The sequence below is a fragment of the Pseudooceanicola atlanticus genome, assembly GCF_000768315.1.
Taxonomy (GTDB): Bacteria; Pseudomonadota; Alphaproteobacteria; order Rhodobacterales; family Rhodobacteraceae; genus Pseudooceanicola; species Pseudooceanicola atlanticus.
Genome location: NZ_AQQX01000003.1, coordinates 462,687 through 479,181, shown reverse-complemented (window position 1 = coordinate 479,181; position 16,495 = coordinate 462,687). Strand labels below are relative to the sequence as shown.

15 protein-coding genes and 1 tRNA gene are annotated in these 16,495 nt (G+C 63.7%); 14 read left to right on the top strand and 2 right to left on the bottom strand.

Features of this window, described 5'->3' with window-relative positions; all coding sequences use genetic code 11:
• Positions 1-41: 41 nt before the first annotated feature.
• The 5 genes from ATO9_RS10160 to ATO9_RS10140 all read left to right on the top strand — a co-directional run bounded on the left by ATO9_RS10160 (position 42) and on the right by ATO9_RS10140 (position 6,246).
• The gene (locus tag ATO9_RS10160) at positions 42-1,940 is read left to right on the top strand and encodes an acyl-CoA synthetase (protein WP_043748068.1); all 1,899 of its coding nucleotides are present in this window, start codon (positions 42-44) and stop codon (positions 1,938-1,940) included.
• 221 nt (positions 1,941-2,161) lie between these two features.
• Entirely contained in the window at positions 2,162-3,436 is a 1,275-nt protein-coding gene (locus ATO9_RS10155; RefSeq protein ID WP_043748065.1) for a cytochrome P450, read from the top strand.
• Positions 3,437-3,613: 177 nt separating this feature from the next.
• Positions 3,614-4,633, top strand: a complete 1,020-nt coding sequence (locus ATO9_RS10150; RefSeq protein WP_043748063.1) for an ABC transporter substrate-binding protein — start codon at positions 3,614-3,616, stop codon at positions 4,631-4,633.
• Positions 4,634-4,678: 45 nt separating this feature from the next.
• Positions 4,679-5,485, top strand: a complete 807-nt coding sequence (locus ATO9_RS10145; protein ID WP_043748061.1) for an ABC transporter ATP-binding protein — start codon at positions 4,679-4,681, stop codon at positions 5,483-5,485.
• Positions 5,482-6,246: an ABC transporter permease gene (locus tag ATO9_RS10140; RefSeq protein WP_043748058.1), complete on the top strand. Its 765-nt coding sequence runs from the start codon at positions 5,482-5,484 to the stop codon at positions 6,244-6,246. The genes ATO9_RS10145 and ATO9_RS10140 overlap by 4 nt, the downstream gene beginning before the upstream one ends.
• 120 nt (positions 6,247-6,366) lie before the next feature.
• On the opposite strand, the gene ATO9_RS10135 is transcribed toward ATO9_RS10140, so the two are convergent.
• Positions 6,367-6,441: transfer RNA gene (locus tag ATO9_RS10135), tRNA-Thr, on the bottom strand.
• Between the two features lie 98 nt (positions 6,442-6,539).
• Between ATO9_RS10135 and ATO9_RS24570 the strand changes: the two genes are divergently transcribed.
• From ATO9_RS24570 to ATO9_RS10095, 9 genes are all read left to right on the top strand, one after another.
• Positions 6,540-6,704 carry a hypothetical protein gene (locus ATO9_RS24570; RefSeq protein WP_202902124.1) on the top strand — a complete coding sequence of 55 codons (165 nt, stop codon included), beginning with the start codon at positions 6,540-6,542 and terminating at the stop codon, positions 6,702-6,704.
• Between the two features lie 55 nt (positions 6,705-6,759).
• Positions 6,760-8,028: a UDP-N-acetylglucosamine 1-carboxyvinyltransferase gene (gene murA / locus ATO9_RS10130; RefSeq protein ID WP_043748055.1), complete on the top strand. Its 1,269-nt coding sequence runs from the start codon at positions 6,760-6,762 to the stop codon at positions 8,026-8,028.
• Entirely contained in the window at positions 8,025-8,492 is a 468-nt protein-coding gene (locus tag ATO9_RS10125) for a DUF2948 family protein (RefSeq protein WP_043748052.1), read from the top strand. Before murA ends, ATO9_RS10125 begins: the two co-directional genes overlap by 4 nt.
• A 453-nt stretch (positions 8,493-8,945) precedes the next feature.
• The gene (locus ATO9_RS10120) at positions 8,946-10,502 is read left to right on the top strand and encodes an ABC transporter substrate-binding protein (RefSeq protein WP_081979527.1); all 1,557 of its coding nucleotides are present in this window, start codon (positions 8,946-8,948) and stop codon (positions 10,500-10,502) included.
• An 86-nt stretch (positions 10,503-10,588) separates the two neighbouring features.
• Positions 10,589-11,542, top strand: coding sequence for an ABC transporter permease (locus tag ATO9_RS10115; protein ID WP_043748049.1), 954 nt, complete (start codon positions 10,589-10,591; stop codon positions 11,540-11,542).
• Positions 11,535-12,446 carry an ABC transporter permease gene (locus ATO9_RS10110; RefSeq protein ID WP_052418225.1) on the top strand — a complete coding sequence of 304 codons (912 nt, stop codon included), beginning with the start codon at positions 11,535-11,537 and terminating at the stop codon, positions 12,444-12,446. The genes ATO9_RS10115 and ATO9_RS10110 overlap by 8 nt, the downstream gene beginning before the upstream one ends.
• 10 nt (positions 12,447-12,456) lie before the next feature.
• On the top strand, positions 12,457-13,443 hold the full coding sequence (locus tag ATO9_RS10105) for an ABC transporter ATP-binding protein (RefSeq protein ID WP_043748047.1): 987 nt from the start codon (positions 12,457-12,459) through the stop codon (positions 13,441-13,443).
• On the top strand, positions 13,440-14,429 hold the full coding sequence (locus tag ATO9_RS10100; RefSeq protein WP_043748045.1) for an ABC transporter ATP-binding protein: 990 nt from the start codon (positions 13,440-13,442) through the stop codon (positions 14,427-14,429). Before ATO9_RS10105 ends, ATO9_RS10100 begins: the two co-directional genes overlap by 4 nt.
• Before the next feature lie 139 nt (positions 14,430-14,568).
• Entirely contained in the window at positions 14,569-15,459 is an 891-nt protein-coding gene (locus ATO9_RS10095; RefSeq protein ID WP_043748042.1) for an acyl-CoA thioesterase, read from the top strand.
• 86 nt (positions 15,460-15,545) lie between these two features.
• On the opposite strand, the gene ATO9_RS10090 is transcribed toward ATO9_RS10095, so the two are convergent.
• Entirely contained in the window at positions 15,546-16,436 is an 891-nt protein-coding gene (locus tag ATO9_RS10090) for an alpha/beta fold hydrolase (protein WP_043748039.1), read from the bottom strand.
• Positions 16,437-16,495 lie beyond the last annotated feature (59 nt).

Here is a 16,495-nt window from a genome sequence, read left to right as displayed (position 1 = left end):
TTTGGGCGACTTTTCCGAATTCGGTTTTGGGAGGAACTGAAATGCCGATGACGTCGCTTGCCGACAATCTCGCGATCGAGAACGAGATGCCCTACGAGGAGCGGGGTGTTCCGGTCACCGTCTACCAGATGATCAAGGAGACGGCAGAAAAGTTCCCGGCCCATAACGCCCTGACGTTCCAGCTGATGTCCGGCCCCGACGACAAGGCCGAGACCTATACCTGGTCCGAGCTTTTCGACAAGACCTGCCAGGCGGCCAACCTGTTCCGGTCGCTGGGCATCGGCGAGGAAGACGTCGTGGCCCTGGTGTTGCCCAACAGCAATGAAACCGCCGTCGCCACCGTGGCGGGGATGATCGCGGGGATCGTGAACCCGATCAACCCGCTGCTGGAGCCCGAACAGATCGGCGCCATCCTGCGGGAGACCAAGGCCAAGGTCGTCGTGACCCTGAAATCTTTCCCCAGCTCGGATGTTGCGCAGAAGACCGCCGAGGCGGTGAAACATGCCCCCGGCGTTCACACGATCCTCGAGGTCGATCTGAACCGCTACCTGACCCCGCCGAAAAGCTGGATCGTGCCATTCATCCGCCCCAAGAACGGCATCAACCACCATGCCGACGTGAAGGATTTCCTGGCCGAGATGAAGCGCCAGCCCAAGACGCTGTCCTTCGAAGACAGCGGGCGGGACCGGGTCGCGGCCTATTTCCACACCGGCGGCACGACGGGCATGCCCAAGGTCGCCCAGCACAAGTATTCCGGTATCGTCTACAATGGCTGGATCGGGCATCAGCTTCTGTTCACCGAAGACGACAACGTGATCTGCCCGCTGCCGCTGTTCCACGTCTTTGCCTGCCACGTGATCTTCATGGCGATGCTGAAATCCGGCGCCCATGTCGTCTTCCCAACGCCGTCGGGCTATCGCGGCGAGGGCGTGTTCGACAATTTCTGGAAGCTGTGCGAGCGCTGGAAGATCACCTTCATCATCACCGTGCCGACCGCTATTTCGGCGCTGATGCAGCGCCCTGTGGATGCCGATATCTCGACCGTGAAGACGTCGTTCTCGGGCTCTGCGCCGCTGCCGCAGGAACTGTTCAACCGCTTCGAGAAGGCAACCGGTGTCACCATAGTGGAAGGCTACGGCCTGACCGAGGCGACCTGCCTCGTGTCCTGCAACCCCGTGGCGGGCGAGAAGAAGATCGGATCGGTCGGCATCCCGTTCCCCTACACGGATGTGCGCATCTTCGATCACACCACCAAGGAGCTGCGCGAATGCGGCGTGGACGAGGTGGGGGAGATCTGTGTCTCCAACCCCGGCGTGAACGCCCATTCGACCTATACCGAGGAGGTCAAGAACCGCGACCTCTATCACGAGGGACACGAGACCAACCGCGTCTACCTGCGGACCGGTGACCTTGGGCGCATCGATGAGGACGGCTATGTCTGGATCACGGGCCGTGCCAAGGACCTGATCATTCGTGGCGGCCACAACATCGACCCCGCCGAGATCGAGGAGGCGCTGCTGTCCCACCAGGCGGTGGCCTTTGCCGGCGCGATCGGTCAGCCCGATGCGCATTCCGGCGAAATCCCCTGTGCCTATGTCGAACTGGTCGGTGGCGGGGATGTCACCACGGACGAGTTGATGGAACATGCGCGCAAGCATATCCACGAACGCGCGGCCTTTCCCAAGCATATCGAGATCCTGGACGAATTGCCCAAGACGGCCGTCGGCAAGGTCTTCAAGCCGGACCTGCGCAAGAGTGCGATCCGGCGCATCTACAATGAAGCCCTCTCTGAAGCGGGTCTGCCCGCCGAAGTGGTCGAGGTCGTGGATGACAAGAAGCGTGGCCTGACCGCCAAGGTGAAGAAGACCGGCGAGGTCGACGATATGGCGATCACCTCTCTGCTGGGGAAATTCACCCGGCCCTGGGATTGGGCGGAATGATGCCGGCCCGGGGCGCGCCCTCCGCGCCCTGATCCGGTCAAGCCCTTGGATGCAGCCCGCCGCGCCACATGCGCGGCGGGTTTTCTCTTGTCCTTCTAGGGCGATCCGGGCCCCATGTGACGCACCGGAAGGTTGTCAGGGGGCTTGCGTGGCACCGCGCTTTCGGGGTCCAATGACCGGGCCCGCGACGGCAACGCGCGGGGTCAGGAGGGAGGCCTGATATGGAAGATTTTGTACGCCCGACATTGGACGAGGCGCGCCAGGATGCTGCCGCGCAGCCGCTGGACACGCTGAACGTCGCCCGCGCATCGCAATTCGCGATGGATACGATGTGGCCCTATTTCGAACGCCTGCGCAACGAAGACCCGGTGCATTACTGCGATACCGGCAATTACGAACCGCATTGGTCGATCACCCGCTATGCCGACATCGCGGCGGTCGATCTTGATCACAAGCGGTTCTCCTCGGCCGAGGCGATCACGCTGCGCACCGCCGAAACGATCGAGTTCAACCGGTTTCAGAGCAATGACGGCGTCGGTTTCATCACCATGGACCAGCCCGACCACGGCCCGCAGCGCAAGGCCGTCGGCCCGGTCGTGCAGCCGCCGAACCTCAAGACTCTGTCGGTATTGCTGCGGGAACGCGCGGCCAAGCTGCTGGACAGCCTGCCCATTGGTGAGCCCTTTGACTGGGTCGACCTGGTGAGCAAGGAATTCACCGCCATGACCCTGGCGACGCTGTTTGATTTCCCGTTCGAGGACCGGCGCAAGCTGACCCATTGGTCGGATATGATCACCAATTCGCCCGGCCATGGCCCGGTCGAAAGCTGGGAGCACAAGAAGGCCGAGATGGACGCCTGTTTCGCCGCCTTCGACGAACTGTGGCGCGACCGCGAGAAGAAGGATGGCGGTTTCGACCTGGTGTCGATGCTGGCGCAGGGGGAGGGCACGGCCTCCATGCCGCGGCATGTCTTCTACGGCAACGTCATCCTGCTGATCGTCGGGGGCAACGACACGACCCGCAACACGCTGTCGGGATCGGTCTACGCGCTGAACCGGTTCCCCGAGCAATATGACAAGCTGCGTGCCGACCCGTCGCTGGTGCCGGGCATGGTGTCCGAGACGATCCGCTGGCAGACCCCGCTGGCCCACATGGCCCGGACTGCCAAGGAAGACGTGGAGATGCACGGCAAGACGATCCGCAAGGGCGACCGTGTCGCCATGTGGTACGTTTCCGGCAACCGCGACGAGCGGCACTTCGAGAACCCGAACGCCTATGACATCACCCGCGACAAGGTGCGGTCGCACCTGTCCTTCGGCTTCGGCATCCATCGTTGCTTCGGCAATCGCGTGGCCGAGATGCAGTTGCAGATCCTGTGGGAAGAGATCCTGAAACGCTTCCCCGTGATCGAGGTCCTGCAGGAACCGTCCCGGACATTCTCGGTCTTCGTGCGGGGCTACGAGGACCTGATGGTCCGCATTCCACGACGAAACTGATCCGGTCCGCAGACGATCGGCCATTATTGCGGGGCGCCCAATTTTCGGGCGCCCTGATTAATTTGCGGGCGCAATTCTGGACCGTATGGACAAAGTGATCGGCGAGTCCGAAGCGCCTGTTTCGCGTCTCCCGCAGGGCACGACAAATGTTGTCGAACCAATCCAAGGGAGAGTGACGTGTTCAACCGACTAATCTCTGCAGCTTTCGCTGCCTCCGTCGCGACGATCGGCGCAACAGGCGCCGTTTCCGCGCAAACCGAGATGAATTTCGCGCTGGACTGGAAATTCGAAGGGCCGGCGGCCCCGTATTTCGTGGCGCTGGACGAAGGCTATTTCGCCGATGAGGGCCTGACCGTCGAGATCGCGGAAGGGGCCGGGTCGCTGGACGCGATCCCGAAAGTGGCCACGGGCGCCTATCCGATCGGCTTTGCCGACATCAACAGCCTGATGCGCTTTGTCGACCAGAACCCCGGCGCGCCGGTCACCGCAATCATGATGACCTATGACGCGCCGCCCTTTGCCGTGGTGGGCCGCAAGTCGCTGGGCGTCGAGGAGCCGTCGGACCTGATGGGCAAGGTGCTGGGCGCGCCGCCGCCGGATGGCGCCTGGGCGCAATTCCCGATCTTCGCCGCCGAGAACGAGCTGGTGATGGATGACATCACCGTTGAGCCCGTGGGCTTCCCGACGCGCGAGCCGATGCTGGCCGAGGGCAAGGTCGCTGCCGTGACCGGCTATTCCTTCTCGTCCTTCCTGAACACCAAGCGTCTGGGCGTCCCGGTCGACGATATCTCGGTCATCCTGATGTCGGATTACGGGCTTGAGCTGTATGGCAACGCGGTGATCGTGAACACCGAATTTGCCGCCGAGAACCCCGAGGCCGTCACCGGTTTCCTGCGCGCCGTCGCCAAGGGCTGGGCCTCTGTCATCGCCGATCCCGAAGCGGGTATCGACGCGCTGCTGGAACGCAACCCCGCCGCCGACAAGGAGCTTGAGCTGGAGCGCCTGGCCATGGTGCTGGAGGACAACGTCCTGACCGATTTCGTCAAGGAAAACGGCCTGGGCATGATCGACGCCGACCGCATGGCCAAGGCGATCGAGCAGACCAAGGCGGTTTATGAGTTCCAGTCGGAACCCGATGCCTCGCTCTATTTCGACGACAGCTATCTGCCCGATGACGGCAGCCTGATGCTGCAATAACAGGGCAGGGGCCGGCGTCCGAAACGCCGGCCCCGCTTCTTTCCAATGACAAATCTTATCGAGATCAAGGGCGTGACCCACGCCTACCAGACGCCGGACGGTCCGTTGCCGGTGCTGGACAACCTCAACGTCTCCGTGCCGGAGGGGGAGTTCGCCGCCGTGGTCGGCCCGTCGGGCTGTGGCAAGTCCACGCTCACACGGTTGGTGGCCGGCCTGATGAAGCCCGACGAGGGCGAGGTCTGGCTTCATGGCGAATTGGTGAAGACCCCGCGCAAGACCGTGGGCATGGCGTTCCAGAACCCGGTCCTGCTGGAATGGCGCACGATCATGGACAACGTGATCCTGCCGCTGGAAATCGTCGCGCCGACGATGCCGCGTGCCAAGCGCCGCGACCGGGCGATGGAGTTGCTGACGCTGGTCGGTCTCGACGGTTTCGAGGACAAGCGCCCGTCGGAACTGTCGGGCGGCATGCGTCAGCGCGCTTCCCTGTGCCGGTCCATCGTGCACAAGCCCGACGTCTTGATCATGGACGAGCCCTTCGGCGCGCTGGATGCCTTCACCCGCGAAGACCTTTGGCAGACCATGCATGCCCTGCGCGCGAAAGAGCCGTTCACGGCGGTGCTGATCACCCATGACCTGCGCGAAAGTGTCTACCTGGGCGACCAGGTGATCGTGCTGTCGGGGCGTCCCGCCACAACGCAATACGTGCTTGATGTGAAATATCCCGGTGAGGGCGGCGAACGGAAGCTGGAGGGGCTTTATACCCCGGCCTGTTCCGACATGCTGGCCGCCCTGCGGGAACAGATCCAAATCGCCCAGGGGCGGCAACCGGAACCGGCGGTGCAGTCATGAGAAACGTGCAGAAAGTCGGCGTGCCCGTGGCCGCCATCGTCCTGTTCCTGATCGTCTGGGAGCTGCTGGTCTGGGCCAATGGCTGGCCGAACTACGTGATGGCCTCTCCGTCCGACCTGCCTGAAGCGTATTCGCGGTTCTGGAACCTGTTCCTGATCGGTGGCTGGCAGACGCTGTGGCGGACGGTTCTGGGCCTGCTGCTGGCGGTGGTCTGCGGGACGTTGTTGGGCATGATCATGGGGTTTTCGCGGATTGCACGGGACGGGCTCTACCCGCTGCTGGTGGGATTCAACGCGGTACCCAAGGCCACGCTCGTGCCGGTTCTGGCGCTGCTGTTCATCGGCCAGCATAATTTCAACACCGTGATGATGGCCTTCCTGATCTCGTTCTTCCCGATCGCCGTGTCGGTGGGCATCGGCCTGTCGACGCTGGAGCCGGAATACCGCGACATCCTGCGCTCGCTCGGGGCCAGCCGGTTCACCATCTTCCGCAAGATCGCGCTTCCCAAGACCCTGCCTGAATTCTTCGGCGCGCTGAAAGTCTCGGTCACGCTGGCCTTCATCGGCACCAACCTGGTCGAGATCATCTCGCCCCATGGTCGCGGGCTGGGGGCGCTGTTCCTGTCGGGGCAGACGAATTCGAACTATCCGCTGATGTTCGCGGTTCTGATCGCGCTCGCCGTGCTGGGGATCCTGCTCTACTACGCCGTGGTCGCACTGGAGCGGATATTCGCAGGCTGGGCGGAACGCCCGCAAAGCTAACCTGGAAAGACCGGCCGCCGCGCCGGTCTTTTTCTTTTTGGCAGGCGGGGACGGATACCAAGCCCACGCAAGGGCGCAAATCAGCTGACGCGTGACTGTACCGGATTGAACTAAGGGGGGTGGTGCCGCAGGGGAGGATTGAACTCCCGACCTCACCCTTACCAAGGGTGCGCTCTACCACTGAGCTACTGCGGCGCAGGTCCCAAATGGGCCGTGGCGGGTGATTAGACGCAATCGTCGGATACTGCAAGCGCAATCTGGACCCTTTTTTCGGTCTCATTTATGGAGGGGGTATGAGTGATAATAACACCTCTTCCGACAAGCCCGCCAAAGCCGCGCAAACCCGCGAGGATCGGCTGAAAGCGGCGCTGAAGGCGAACCTGTCGCGGCGCAAGGCGCAGGCGCGCAAGCGGGCGGCCTCTGGCGAGGCCGGGGCGGAATCGGACGAGACCGAATAAGGCGGATCGGGGCCCCGGGGGGCGTCGAACGCATGTGCAGGCGAAAGGCAAGGCAATGGATCAGATTATCGTCACCGGAAACGGGCCGCTTCACGGCGCAATTCCGATTGCAGGGGCCAAGAATGCCTGCCTGACCCTCATGCCGGCCACGCTACTGAGCGAGGAGCCGCTGACGCTGACCAATGCGCCGCGCCTGTCGGATATCCGCACCATGACCACGCTGCTGCAATCGCTGGGGGCCGAGGTCACTGCGCTGCAGGAGGGCAAAGTGCTGGCCCTGTCGTCCCACGGGATCGACAACTTCAAGGCGGATTATGACATCGTGCGCAAGATGCGCGCCTCGATCCTCGTCCTTGGTCCGATGCTGGCCCGGTTCGGAGAGGCGGTCGTGTCGCTGCCCGGCGGCTGTGCCATCGGCGCGCGTCCGGTCGATCTGCATCTCAGGGCGCTGGAGGCCATGGGGGCGGAGCTGGACCTGAGGGACGGCTACGTCCATGCCCGCGCCAAGGGTGGGCTGAAGGGCGGCACGTTCGAGTTCCCGCTTGTGTCCGTCGGCGCAACGGAGAACGCGGTGATGGCAGCAACCCTGGCCAAGGGCACGACGGTCCTGAAGAACGCTGCGCGCGAGCCCGAGATCGTCGACCTGGTGCATTGCCTGCGCAAGATGGGCGCGCAGATCGAAGGGGAGGGGACATCGACCCTGACCATCCAGGGTGTCGACCGTCTGAGCGGCGCGACCCACCCTGTGGTCACCGACCGGATCGAACTGGGCACCTACATGCTGGCTCCCGCCATCTGTGGCGGCGAGGTGGAATGCCTGGGCGGTCGGATGGACCTCGTGTCCTCCTTCGTCGAGAAACTGGACGAGGCCGGGGTCGAGGTCACGGAAACCCAGACCGGCCTGCTGGTTCGTCGCCGCGGCGACCGGGTCAAGGCAGTCAACGTGACGACCGAACCGTTCCCCGGCTTTCCGACCGACCTGCAGGCACAGATGATGGCGCTGCTTTGCACGGCGGATGGCACATCGGTTCTGGAAGAGAAGATTTTTGAAAACCGGTTCATGCACGCGCCCGAACTGACCCGCATGGGTGCGACGATCGACGTGCAGGGCGGCACGGCCACCGTGACCGGTGTCGAACGGCTGAAAGGCGCGCCGGTCATGGCGACGGATCTGCGGGCGTCGGTCTCGCTGATCCTGGCGGGGCTGGCGGCCGAGGGCGAAACCATCGTGCGCCGTGTCTATCACCTCGACCGCGGCTATGAGCGGGTCGAGGAAAAGCTGATGGCCTGCGGTGCCAAGATCGAACGGGTGAAGGAAACATGAGCGACGCCAGTTTCGAAGACGGACGCGAGGCCCCGCTGAACCTCGGTGCGATGGATGGCGAGGATCTGAAGGTCCTGTCGGCGCTCGCGCAGGACGCGGTCTTTCCGGTCACGGAGATGCGCTGGCAGCCCGGCGCGCGCCGTTTCTCGATCCTGTTGAACCGGGTGAGGTGGGAAGATCGCGGGGTGGAGCGGCATGGCGTCGAGCGCGTGCAGTCGCTGCTGGTCTTCGACAACGTTCTCCAGGTATCCAGCCAGGGCATCGACCGGTCCGACAAGGACGTGATCCTGTCGCTTCTGTCGGTCGATTTCACAGCCGGTGACGATGCCCCCGCGGGGCAGGTCCTGCTGACACTTGCCGGCGACGGAGCGATCCGCCTGAACGTCGAAGCGGTCGAGGCACGCCTGCGCGACGTGACCCGCCCGTACCGCGCCCCATCAGGCAAGAGACCGACCCACGAGTGACGTTGCGTAGCTGAATGCCCCCATGACGGGAGTGAGCCGGGCCATGACATGGTCCGGCTTTCGCATGCTTGCGGGTATGTTTTTGGCTGATTCACGGAAATTCAAAGATCCGGTATGTTGGGCCGGTGCTGCGTTTGCACAGCATTTTTGCTGCAGTGCAGAGGGGCCGAGATCGGTTCCGCATCACGGAATTCAACTGGTTGTTATGACAGGTTGCGTGATTGGGTTGAGGGCTAACCTAATGAAAATATATAAAAATAATGACTCACCTCCTTATCTCGCATGGCGAATTTTGTTTCCGCAAGTGGCTTTCGAGATAGATGAATCCAGCATGCAAATACCCGCAAATAACGAAAAATTTGAAGATAGGGTATTCACAAGGTCCGGAAACGCCTCCAATATCCGGATAACCGTCAGGAGAGCGGTTGGAGGAAAAATCAGGGAGGAAAGACCATGCGGACACCCCGTCTGCCTATGACTCTGGCCGCGTCGACGGCCATGGCCCTTTTGGCCGCAACACCCAGCTTTGCCGAATCCCACGCGATGGCGAAGAAAGGTGGCGAACTGACCGTGGCAATCGAAACGGACGTCCGGGGCTTCGGCACCATCAAGGGCGGCGTTCTGGGGCAGACCGGCGAGATCGTGATGCGCACGATCCAGGAGCCGCTGCTGGACTGGGACCCGGAAACCAACGAGCCCCAACCGCTGCTGGCCACGGAATGGTCCCATAACGACGATCAGACCGTCTGGACGTTCAAGCTGCGCGAAGGCGTGAAATTCCACGATGGCAGCGATTTCGATGCCGAGGACGTGGCGCATCACTACAACCGCATCCTCGACCCCGAGAACAAGTCGCGCTCGCGGACCTTCATCGCCTCGATCGAGAAGGTCGAAGCGGTCGATCCGCTGACTGTGGAATTCCACCTCAAGCATCCGTGGCAGGCGCTTCTGCCTTACCTCGCGACGACCTCCATGTCCGGACCGATCCCGGCGAAAGAGGCGGTCGAGGCCGACACGCAGAACCGCAGCCCCGTGGGCACCGGTCCGTTCAAGTTCGTGGAATGGGCCTCGGGCGATCGGATCATCGTAGAGCGGAACCCCGACTACTGGAACGCGGACGAGATCAACCTCGACAAGATCACCTTCCGCATTCTGCCCGATACCCAGACCCGGTTTGCATCGCTCCGTTCGGGCGAGGTGGACGTGATGTGGACCGACCGTGGTCCGTCGATCGTCGAGGCCAAGCAGGATGACAAGCTGGTCACGCTGGTATCGGAAGGCGCGGGTGCGGCGGTTAACCTGCTGAACGGCAAGAAGGAGCCGCTGAACCATCCTGCGCTGCGCAAGGCCCTGGCCCATGCGTGGAACCAGGATGCGCTGGTCAAGATCTCGTGGCAGAACACCCGCCCCGCGGTCGAACATCCGCTGGGTCCGGTCAAGGATTGCGGCGACGTGAACTATCGCGGCTTCGATATCGCCAAGGCGAAGGAATATATCGAGGAATGGAAGGCCGACACCGGCAATACCGAGGTGCCGACCATCGTGATGATCCACACCACGACCCCGCGCGGCCGTGAACTGGGCGAGATCTACCAGCAGACCGCCAAGGCAGCGGGTATCCCGCTGGAGCTGCAGCCGGTCGACCAGTCGACGCTGGTGAAGCGCGTCTTCACCAACGATTTCGATATCTCCGGCTGGCGGATCGCCGACGGCGCCGACATGGGCCCGCAGCTCTACGCCTACGCGATGCCCGGTTCGTCCTACAACCTGACCGGCTTCGACGATCCGAAGCTGGCCGAGGTGGCCGAACAGATGCGCGTCGCGACCACCCGAGAAGAGCGGCTGGACCTGCAATGCGAGATGGTGTCGATCATGAACGATGACGGCGGCATCCTCTATCGCGGTGGCGGGCGGTACCACGCCTTCACCACGCCGCGGGTCAAGGGCGTTCCGGCCCCGTACCGGGGTGCGGTCGATGTGACCCGCGCCTGGATCGACGAACAGTCGTGATCTGACCTCTGTCCCGGCGGCCAAGTGCGCCGCCGGGATATCATGCGTCCACCGGCCCCGCAGACCGGTGGAATAGGGGAGGGCATATGCGCTATCTGCTTTACAGGCTCCGCCGTCTGGCCATCGTCCTAGCGGCGGTTACCTTTGTCACGTTCCTGCTGGTCAATGTCCTGCCGGGCGATGTCGCCTATGAAATGGCGGGCATGGATTCCTCGGAAGAGGAGGTGCAGGAAATCCGCGAAGAGCTCGGCCTCGACCGGCCGGTGGTGATCCGATACTTCGAATGGGTCGGCGGCGTCTTCGTGGGCGATTGGGGCACGTCCTTCATCAGTTCCGAAGATGTCTGGCACGCGGTCACCGACCGGTTCCCCGTCTCGTTCGAGCTGATGCTGCTGGCGCAGATCCTGGCGCTGGCCATGGCGATCCCCGCGGGCATGGCTTCGGCGTTCCGGCCGAATGGGCGCGCCGACCGGATCATCGGGGCCCTGGCCTTTGCCAGCGTATCGATGCCGTCCTTCATGACCGCGATCCTGCTGATCTTCGTCTTTGCGCTTGGCCTGGGCTGGTTGCCGGCTACCGGGTACGAGCCGCTGTCCTCTGGTCTCTGGGCCAATCTCAAGCCGATGATCCTGCCGGCGCTGTCGCTGGCGCTGGTCGAATGGACCATCCTGATGCGGACCCTGCGGGTCGAGATGATCTCGGTCCTGCAGGAGAACTACATCGCGTTGGCCCGTGCCAAGGGCATGTCGAACCTGCGCATCCTGTGGGTCCACGCGCTGCGGCCCTCTTCCTTTTCGATGATCACCCTTCTGGGCCTTCAGGTCGCGCGGCTGTTGGGCGGGACGATCATCATCGAGCAGATCTTCGGCATTCCAGGCGTCGGTCGCCTGCTGATCCATGCCGTCTACACCCGCGATTTCGTCGTGATCCAGGGCTGCGTGACCTTCTTTGCCCTGGCCTTCGTGACCGCCAACTTCCTCGTGGACATCGCCTATGCCTGGCTCGATCCGCGGGTCAGAACCAGAGGCTCTCATGGCTGACGTGACTTCTTCCGGAAACGCCGACAAAGACGACGGCAAACCGCAGATCGACCGCAACGCCCTGGCCATCGCGATGCATCGCAAGTCGCGGTCCTTCGGGCTCTACTTCTGGATCCCGATGATCTGGCTGATCATCGTTGCCGTCGCCTGTGTCTTTGCCCCGCTCTGGGGCCTGCCGCCGGCGGACGAGATCGACTGGGCCTACATCCAGTCCCCGCCGGTCGAGGGGCACCCGCTGGGCACGGACAACCTGGGCCGCGACCTGCTGAGCCGGATCATCTATGGCGGCCGCGTGTCGCTGACCGTGGGCTTTGCCGCGCCGTTCATCGGGGTTGGTCTGGGCCTGATCCTCGGCATGATCGCGGGCTATTACCGCGGCTGGGCCGACGAGGTGATCGGCATCATGATCGACGCCTGGCTGGCGATCCCCGGCCTGGTGATCCTGCTGCTCTTCTCCGTCGTGTTCGGTGGCTCGCTCTTCATGGTGTGCCTGTCGCTGGGGCTGCTTTTCATCCCCACGGCGGCGCGGATCACCCGGGCGGCGACGCTGAACTATGCGGGGCGGGAATTCGTGCTGGCGGCCAAGGCCATGGGCGCGTCCGATTTCCGCATCCTGCGCAAGGAGGTGTTCCCCAACATCATCTGGCCGCTGATCGCCTTCGTGCTGATCGACATCCCGATCGCCATCGTGATCGAAGGCGCGCTGTCCTTCCTCGGGCTGTCGGTCAAGGCGCCGACCCCTTCCTGGGGGGGTATCATTGCCGAAGGCCGCGAGGTCCTGTCTACCAGCCCGCATATCGCACTTTATCCGACGCTGGTGATGTTCCTGACGGTGCTGTGTTTCAACCTGGTGGGCGATGCAATCCGCCGCCGCCTCGCGGATGTCCGCGAAGGCGCGATCTGAGGAGGCTGTCATGGGAGAAATCATTCTCGACGTGCGCAACCAGCGCACCGCCTTTGCCACCGCGCGGGGCATGCTGAACGCCGTGGACGGCGTGTCCTTCACGCTGGAGCGGGGCAAGACCCTGGGCGTGGTTGGTGAATCCGGCTCGGGCAAATCCGTGCTGTCACGCTCGGTCATGCGCCTGCTGCCGGGCAATTCGGTCGTGCCGTCCGACAGCAAGGTGATCCTGAACGGCAAGGACCTGACCCGCCTGTCCGAGACGGAACTGCGCCGCCTGCGTGGTCCGGAAATGGCCATCGTGTTCCAGGACCCCATGACCTCGCTCAACCCGGTGCTGAGCATCGGCAAGCAGATCATGGAAGTGCTGATGTTCCACATGGGCATGAAGAAGGGCCCGGCCAAGGAAAAGGCGGTGGAGCTGTTGCGCGCCGTCGGCCTGCCGCAACCCGATGTGCGGGTGAACCAGTATCCGCACCAATTGTCCGGCGGGATGCGGCAGCGCGTGGCCATTGCAATCGCGATTGCCTGCGAGCCTGACCTGCTGATCGCGGACGAACCGACCACGGCGCTGGACGTGACGGTGCAGGCCGAGATCCTCGACCTGCTTCAACGCATGGTCAAGGAACGCAACATGGCGATGATCCTGATCACCCACGACATGGGCGTGGTCGCCGGCCGCTGTGACGAGGTCGCGGTGATGTATGCGGGGCGGATCGTCGAAAAGGCGCCGGTGAGGGAGCTTTTCAACAACACCCGCATGCCTTACACGGCCGCGCTTCTGTCTTCGATCCCCAAGGTCACCGACCCGCCGCATCGCAAGCTGGACGCGATCGAAGGGCGGCCGCCCGATCTGATCAACCCGCCCCAGGGCTGTCCCTTTGCGCCGCGTTGCAAGTTCGCGGGGCCCGAATGCGAAGAACAGGTGCCCCCGCTCGAAGGGCCGGGCGCGCATCAATATGCCTGTGTGAAACCCCTGGGCGAGGAGGTGGCGGCGTGAACGCGGAGCCCGGCAAGATCGATACATTCCTGGCCATCGACAACCTGACGGTCGAATACCCGCTGCAAGGCGGGCGCAAGGTGCATGCGGTGACCGATTTCACTGCCCATGTGAAACGGGGCGAAACCCTTGGCCTGGTGGGGGAATCCGGTTGCGGCAAATCCTCTGCCGCGCGGGCGGTGATGCAATTGCCGCGCCCGACGCGTGGAAAGGTCACGCTGGACGGGCAGGACCTGACCGGCCTCAAGGGGCGTGCGCTGCAACAGGCGCGGCGGCGGTTCCAGATGATCTTTCAGGATCCGATTGCCTCGCTGAACCCGCGCATGAACATCCGCGACATCGTCGCGGCACCGCTGGAAATTGCCGGCATCGGCACCGAAGAGGAACGCACGCAGCGTGTGGCCGAGATGCTGGAGAAAGTCGGCCTGAACGCCGACCAGGCGATGGAACGGCGTCCGCACGAATTCTCCGGCGGGCAATGCCAGCGGATCTCCATCGCGCGGGCACTGATCCTTGAACCCGATCTTCTGGTCTGTGACGAGGCGGTGTCGGCGCTGGACGTCTCGGTGCAGGCACAGGTGCTGAACCTGCTGGAAGAGTTGAAGAAAGAGCTGGGCCTGACCATGCTCTTCATCTCGCACGACCTGGCGGTGGTGAAACATGTCTCCGACCGGGTGGCGGTGATGTACCTGGGGCGGCTATGCGAATTGGCGGATGCCGAGACGATCTATCGTCAGCCGGTGCATCCCTACACCCGCACCCTGCTGGATGCCGTGCCGGAACCCGATCCGGACGCACCGGAACGCGAGATCAACCTCGTGCCCGGGGAATTGCCATCGCCGGTCAACCCGCCCTCGGGATGCCCGTTCCGCACCCGGTGCCCCAGGGCGTCGGAGCAGTGCAAGGCCGTGATGCCGGAGCTGCGCGAGATCACCCGTGGCCATATCGTCGCCTGCCACCACCCGCTGGTGCCAGAGGCCGGCTGACGCCTTCCGACAAAGCATTTGATTGCCAGTGTGCGGCCCCGGAGACTTCGGGGCCGCATCGGTGTGAGACATCAAAAACAGCTTGCAATCCACCGGGCCTTGGCAGAACCAGACCCTGTGAAACAACGACGAGAGCGTGATGAACGACGATAGCCAGCCGCCGATGACCCGCCATGCCGATGACCGCCTGACCGAGATCCTGACCGTCGAGCGGATCGAGGACAACTTCTTCCGCGGTATCGAAACGCCGAATGGCGAGGGGCGGATGTTTGGCGGGCAGGTGCTGGGACAGGCGCTGATGGCCGCGACCCACACGGTCGAGGGCGACCGGGTGAACCATTCGCTCCATGGCTATTTCATGCGTGCGGGCGACGCGACCAAGCCGGTGCTCTACCGGGTCGAGCGGGACATGGACGGGCGCAGCTTCAACACCCGCCGGGTCGTCGCGATCCAGAACGGCCAGCCCATCCTCAACCTCGCCGCATCCTTCCAGGTGCAGGAGGAGGGGATGCACCACGCCTCTGCCATGCCAGCGGATATGCCCGAGCCCGAGGACCTGCTCGACGAACAGGGCCTGGCCGAGAAATACCCCGACAAGGTGCCCGAGATGGTCAAGCGTTTCCTCCAGGCGGAGCGCCCGATCGAGGTCAGGCCCTGCCGCCTTGGCCCGCCCTACGACATGGAACCCTTTGACGGCGAAAGCTTCCGCTGGATCAAGGCGCGGGTGCCGATGCCCGATGACAAGGCCCTGCATCGCGCGGCACTGGTCTATGCGTCTGATATGGGGCTGCTCGGCGTGGCACTGGGCGTGCATGGCGTCGGGTTCTTCTCGAAGGGGATGCGCTTTGCCTCGCTCGACCACGCGATGTGGATGCATGACGATTTCCGCATGGACGAGTGGCTGCTCTTCGGGATGCAGAGCCCCTGGACCGGCGGCGGACGCGGCCTGACCCACGGCCGTATCTTTACCCGCGACGGCCGCCTTGTCGCGACCCTGTCGCAGGAAGGCATGCTGCGGCGCAAGACCTGAGCGGCGACGCCCGACGGAGATGAAAAAAGGCCGGTGCGGGAACGCGCCGGCCTTTGTGATTGGAGTGTTTGGGGATTGGTCGGGGATCAGGCGCGCAGCGTGGCGCGTTCGATCCCGTCGATCACCTGGTCATAGATGCCGGGCGGGATGTTGTGGCCCATGCCGTCGATCTCGATCAGCTCTGCCGTCGGGCAATTCGCGGCAGTATCGCGACCGCCATGCACCGGCACCAGCGGGTCTTGCACGCCGTGGATCACGGCCATCGGGATGGTCAGCTTTTTCAGTTCCTCGCGCCGGTCGCGGGTCGCGAGGATTGCAGCGTATTGGCGGGAAAACCCGGTGGGATGGTAGGACCGGTCGAGGTCGCGTTCCGCCCCGGCGCGGATGTCTTCCTCTGCGATCGGGTGGGCAGGGGAGCCGATGACCTTTGCGGTGTGGATCACCGAGGCGAGGAAGCCTTCGCGATCCACCGTCGCGTCCGGGCGCGGGGCGGTCAGGGCGGCCATCGCCTCGTCCGTGGCGCGGGGCAGGTCGGGGTTGCCGGTATTCGACATGATCGAGGTGACCGACAGGATGCGCTCGGGGTGTTCGATGGCCATCAGCTGCACGATCATGCCACCCATCGAGGCGCCACAGATATGCGCCTTGTCGATGTTCAGGTGATCCAGCAGCGCGATCCCGTCCGCAGCCATGTCAGACAGGGTGTAAGGTGTGTCCGGCACAGCGCCCGAGGCCTTCTGCGCCAGCAGCGCCTTGAAGTCCGGCACGCCGAATTCGGTGAATTTCTGGCTCAGCCCGATGTCGCGGTTATCCATCCGGATGACGCGGTAGCCGCGGTCGACCAGCGGCGCGACGAAGTCGTCGGGCCAGCGCGTGCTCTGCGTGCCTACCCCCGAGATCAGAAGAAGCGGTTTGGCCGTCTCCGGCCCTGTCACGTCGTAATAGATGTCGATGCCATTGACGTTGGCGATTGTCATTCCTGTCTCCTCCCAGAATGGCTGGCCGCGCCAGCTTGTCGGGCAGATTAGGCAGATTT